This is a genomic window from Chloroherpetonaceae bacterium (genome assembly GCA_025056565.1).
Classification (GTDB): domain Bacteria; phylum Bacteroidota; class Chlorobiia; order Chlorobiales; family Thermochlorobacteraceae; genus Thermochlorobacter.
This window is the reverse complement of record JANWWA010000030.1, coordinates 1-4884: the sequence shown is the minus strand read 5'-3', so window position 1 is coordinate 4884 and position 4884 is coordinate 1. Positions and strand designations below refer to the sequence as shown.

Here is a 4884-nt window from a genome sequence, read left to right as displayed (position 1 = left end):
AGCAGGCGCAGGGTGCGCATCTTGGTCAATGACTTGCGCCTTGGCGATGTCCCAAGTCTCTTCGGGTTCGGAGAAAAGATTGGCGGCGAAGCGTTTGGCGTCTTGGTCGCTATCTTTTCCGCCAAGCGTGGCGCTCGTGGCAATGTATTGCAGTTTCAGGTTTGGGTGGCTCCGTGCAATGCGCTCTTTTAGACGGCGCAGAAGCATTGCGGTTTCAATGCCTTTTGCGCCGTCGTAGGTATGCACTTCGTCCATCACGAGAAATTTCCAATGCCGAGCCTTGTCGCCATCGAAGAAAACTGAATCATCAGGACGAAGCAGGAGATACTCGAGCATTGCGTAGTTGGTGAGCAAGATATGGGGCGGTCGGGCTTGCATTTCATCGCGCGAAAGGAGTTCGTTTGGCAATGGGTCTTCGCCAAACTGCGCCTTGTATGCCTCATTTGCCGCATCTTCATCCTGCTTTGTTTCGCCGATGTATCTGCCAAATGTGATGCCGTTTTCGCCTTCGCGCGCCAGCAAAAGCCGCAAACGTGATTTGCGACGTTTGCAACATAACATCGGAGCAGTTGGCTGCGCGAAGGAAGCAGCATTCGCTGTCCCTGTGGCACAACCAAACTCTCGTTAATTTCGCGAGATGGAGAGTGAAAAAAGAACAGCGAGCATAGGCTGACTAACAACCTAAACGCAAACACAGAGTTCTCCTCTGATTGAAGATTCAGAAAATTTCTTTACTTTCCTCATCAATCAATTCATCTTTACATTCGTCGTAAATCATTGTTCGGCTAACGTTTGGAATTGCCTCTATATCCTGTATTGGAACGCAAACAGGTTGAACTTTAACATTTCCAATCTGTGTGACAATTTCATTACCATCAAAGCTGATACTGTCCTCGTAATATCCGCGATACATCCTTCCCATCCAGTCAATGCTGAGCACATAGAAGAAAAGCTCTTTTCTTGGATTTCTGCCCTTTGAGACAGCCCAGTTCTTTGTAGCCCCTCTACCCTGATAGGGTCTTATCAAATTGACGCTTCCTGCGCTAACCCTTACTTCTTCTTCAGCTCGTATTTCTTGTCTCTCATTTTTGGCAAGACAAGACTTCATCTCATTAAGATAGTCGGAAAAGTTGTGAATCTCGCCATGATAAATTTCCTTTTCCCGTAGCATTTTTTGCGCTCTTTCCGTGTTAAGAAACTCAATAGACCTATCTAATACCTTCATCAGATTGGATTCGTTTGTAAGTGGCGAGGTCAGTCTTAAACTGCCATATGTCTGATCATACACGCATATGAATGTTTCACCGCTCCTTATAGGGAATGCGGCATTATCCCTCGCTATCTCTCCATAGCCAAATCCCACATCCTGCCTTTCAATAGGAACGACGGATAGGAATGCCTCGAAGAATAATTCAGACAAAAAACCTAAATGCGTGTTGTTAAGGTTCTGCAAGCGCGGATGGGATAGATGAACGCCCGAAGTGTATAAGTACATACTGTGATACCTGAAGTTGAATCCTAGATCGTAGTAATATTGAGCCTGCTTTTGATCCCCTCGTTGTTCTACGTATCCAGAAATGCTTTCAGTAACATTATCTTCGGTCTCAAAAACTTTTAGTTCTCCATAGACTGCAAAGGAATACACTGATTCACGGAAGTTGGGTTGAATCAATGGCGGAAGAATAATTGGTTTTGTGTAGTAGTATGTGCTTTCTGGTCTAACTCTAATCTCTTTGAGTTGGTGATTTACAGATAAAACTCTGTAGGCTCTGTGATTATAGTAATATATTGCGCCTGGATAAGCTTCTCGGAATTGATACCTTCGTGATAAAGTTCCAAGTTTGTTCTTTTGCCAACGAACTTCGTATAGCGATTGTAGGTCTCTGAGAGGAAATATCAGATGTGGCGACTTGCCGACATCTTCAACTTCTTGTCTAATTCTGCCAAGATGTTTCGGCAGCTGACCCTCGCGCAAGTCTCTCGTGCGGTCTACGAAATGCGCGGGAAAGTTCGCACGCTCCTCGACATTAATCTCATCAGGATTCTGCGCAGTGTTTTCATACTCACAATTATTATGAGCGAAGCAAAGAACATTGATGAACTCAATATTCTCATTCTCTAAATACAGCTTAGGCGCAGAATATGGAATTGACAAGATTGAGTGGGGACGCTTAAAATAAGCCTCGGACTGAAAACTTTGATCATTTATCACGATGACAAAACCTCTCTTATTTCGCCCAACGCGACCGATTCTTTGGTAGAAACTTGTCGCTGATAATGGAATTCCATAGAGTATGCAAAGATCGAGCTGACCAATATCTAAACCAATCTCCAACGCCGACGTTGATACGACTGAGCGGATCGTCCCCTGCTCAAATTCCCTTTGTATCGTTTCAGCATCTTCTACATTCAATCCAGCAATGTATGGCTGAATTCTTCTTATTCTTACTTGCTGATTTAATTCGTCAATAGGCAGACCCGAAGCGTCATCGTTTGCCTCATCTCCAATCTCAATATTTTCGTCGACACACGCTCCGGCTGCGATTAGAGCGCATAACCTGACGACTTGTCTGCTATCAATGAATGTTATCGCTCTGTATTCATTGTCGCACATTTGCTCGTTTGCAAATCTATTCAAAAGCTGCGCTAGTCTTCTGATATGGTTGTCATTTGCGTTAACCATCAATATATCAACTGGGTAGGTTCTGTGGGTCTCATGCTCTTTCTCAATAACCTCGAAGTTGAGACCCGTGAGGTTGATTAGATGCTCTTGAGGATTGTCTATGGTTGCGGATGCTGCCAAGTATTGTGGTATATGTCCGCCGAGATTAAAAACTGCGTGATTAAGACGCCTGAACAAGTAGGCAGAATTGCTCCCAAAAACTCCAGTGTAGGTATGTATCTCATCAATAACCACGAGTCTTAGACCTCTCAGGAAATTCTTTATGTTCCTGTCGTGCAGATTAGCAAGCATCCAGCTGTGAAGCACGTCTGGAGTTATGAGAACTATTTTGGATTTTCTTACGATATCTTCTCTATGTCTTATATCAATGTCCCCATCAATTCTGCCAGCTAGTCCGTCAGACATCTGTGCTTCCCTGAGAGCGTCTTTCCATCTCTCTTCTTGCTGCCTATTCAGTGCTTTCATCGGGTAAACAGCCAGAACTCTCGCATTTGGATTGCGGGATATCAAGTCAATCGCGCTTATGAAGAAAACCTCGCTCTTTCCTGAACCCGTCGAGGTCGCTATGCATACGTTTTTGTTATTCTTGTAGAGTTCAAGTCCGATATATTGATGTTTATACGCTTTTCCGCCAAATAATTCCAAAAATTTCCGGGCGTTTTGGTGTAGCTGCAGTCCCTCAACTGAAACTGTCTCTGGCTCTCTGCCATTCTTTCTCAGCGAATAAACCGTCTTAAAACCACACTCGGATAGTGCCGCTTTGATGCACGCCATCTCGCGATCCTGTTCAGCTTCTTCCGCTTGGATTGCGTGCGTCTCTTCTTTGGGATGAGGCTGCATCTCTGTTGGAGGCGGCTCGTCTTGAACGACTTGAATGGCTGGAGCTTGCATCGTTTCAGGAAGCTGACTTGCCTCGAGATGAACTTGTTTGATGAACCTCTGTATCTGGTCTTTTGTCAAGTGTATTTCTGGCGATGCTATTTTCTTGATCTTATCAACTATATGCTCTTGGTCGGTGATGTGAAACCAAGGCTTTACCGTAGCTGAGATTCCGTTATCATTAATCGCATTGCATCGCTTAAAAACTACAATCCCAGTTATATGCCCAAGGTTGTTTTGGGTTAATTGTTCTGGTCGCTGCAGAAAGTCCGTATAGTCTCTCAAATAGTTCAGGAGCGCAAACTTGTTCCTTCTGACTTGTTGGTATGGGTTTCTGTTGTTGCCGCCGAGAATTGGATTTCCATCACAAGTCCAGTTTCCTCCCTCGACGGCGACTATATCTCCCGAATAGTTCTTGAACTCTAAAACAGTTATTGCGTCTTTCTTGATAAGGATCGCGTCAAATTCCGACCCATTACAATAAAGATTCCCAATCAAGAACGCATACTCATCTTGATTGTTTTCAAACTCTCTTTTGAGCGCATGGACAAGGTATTCAAACATTTCGCGCTCGTGTTGGTGTTGATATTCGGCGGGCAGATATGCTGCGAACATTTCTTGGATTGGTTTGGGTTGTTGAAATAGCGATTCTTGAATTTGCGTTTGAAGAAAAAAGTAATTTTGGCAGTTAGTTGAGGTTAAACGATTAGTCGGTTAGTCGCTAATGCATCTCAAATCACAACTACTTAATCCACCAACCATACGCTCGCATGCCGCTTGCGCAGTTATTGCAGTCGGAAGTTAAAAAGCATGCCTCAAATGCGCAAATTACCCTGTGAACGATCACATTCACATCAGCTACCTCCGACGCAAAATTGGAGTGAACAAAACCGATACTTGCCCAGCATAGCAAGAGCGGAAAGGCATCTTTCCAAGTGGCTTTTTGGCGGCAGCGATGACTTGCCCTTCATCATAGTCAATGTTGTAGAGTAGGCGGTTTTGGGATTGCGAAAGGGCGTTGAGCTTTTCTATCAGTTCGCGTTGGAGTTCTTCGGGGTTCATCGTTAGGTCGTTTTAAGTTTGTGATGACGAAAGCCAAATCGATAAAGCATCCCGCATTCTTTCGATTTTGATTTCTTCGTAGGTTTCCGATAGAGAGTCGGAAAGAATGCCGTAACGTGTTGTTATGTATTGCGTTTTTCCGTCAATGTCGACTCGAATCCAATCTTTGGCGCGCATATGGGGTTTGGAATCAAAATCCAACTCGCTCAATAGCGTCCCGTCTGTTTTCAAATAATTCCATTTTCCTCCATTTCTCTTAA

General features: G+C 44.3%; 4 protein-coding genes. All 4 read right to left on the bottom strand.

Annotated features, from left to right (window positions below):
- A partial coding sequence (locus tag NZM05_12490) for a hypothetical protein (protein MCS7014432.1) occupies positions 1-561 on the bottom strand: 561 nt, incomplete at its 3' end.
- Between the two features lie 157 nt (positions 562-718).
- Positions 719-4126 carry a DEAD/DEAH box helicase gene (locus tag NZM05_12485; GenBank protein ID MCS7014431.1) on the bottom strand — a complete coding sequence of 1136 codons (3408 nt, stop codon included), beginning with the start codon at positions 4124-4126 and terminating at the stop codon, positions 719-721.
- Between the two features lie 294 nt (positions 4127-4420).
- Complete coding sequence (locus tag NZM05_12480) at positions 4421-4624, bottom strand: hypothetical protein (protein ID MCS7014430.1); 204 nt, start codon at positions 4622-4624, stop codon at positions 4421-4423.
- Between the two features lie 12 nt (positions 4625-4636).
- A partial coding sequence (locus NZM05_12475) for a hypothetical protein (GenBank protein ID MCS7014429.1) occupies positions 4637-4884 on the bottom strand: 248 nt, incomplete at its 5' end.

Bases quoted from the DNA above. Each gene is read 5' to 3' on its own strand.
- NZM05_12480 (MCS7014430.1), bottom strand. From the start codon at position 4,624: ATGAACCCCGAAGAACTCCAACGCGAACTGATAGAAAAGCTCAACGCC.
- NZM05_12485 (MCS7014431.1), bottom strand. From the start codon at position 4,126: ATGTTTGAATACCTTGTCCATGCGCTCAAAAGAGAGTTTGAAAACAAT.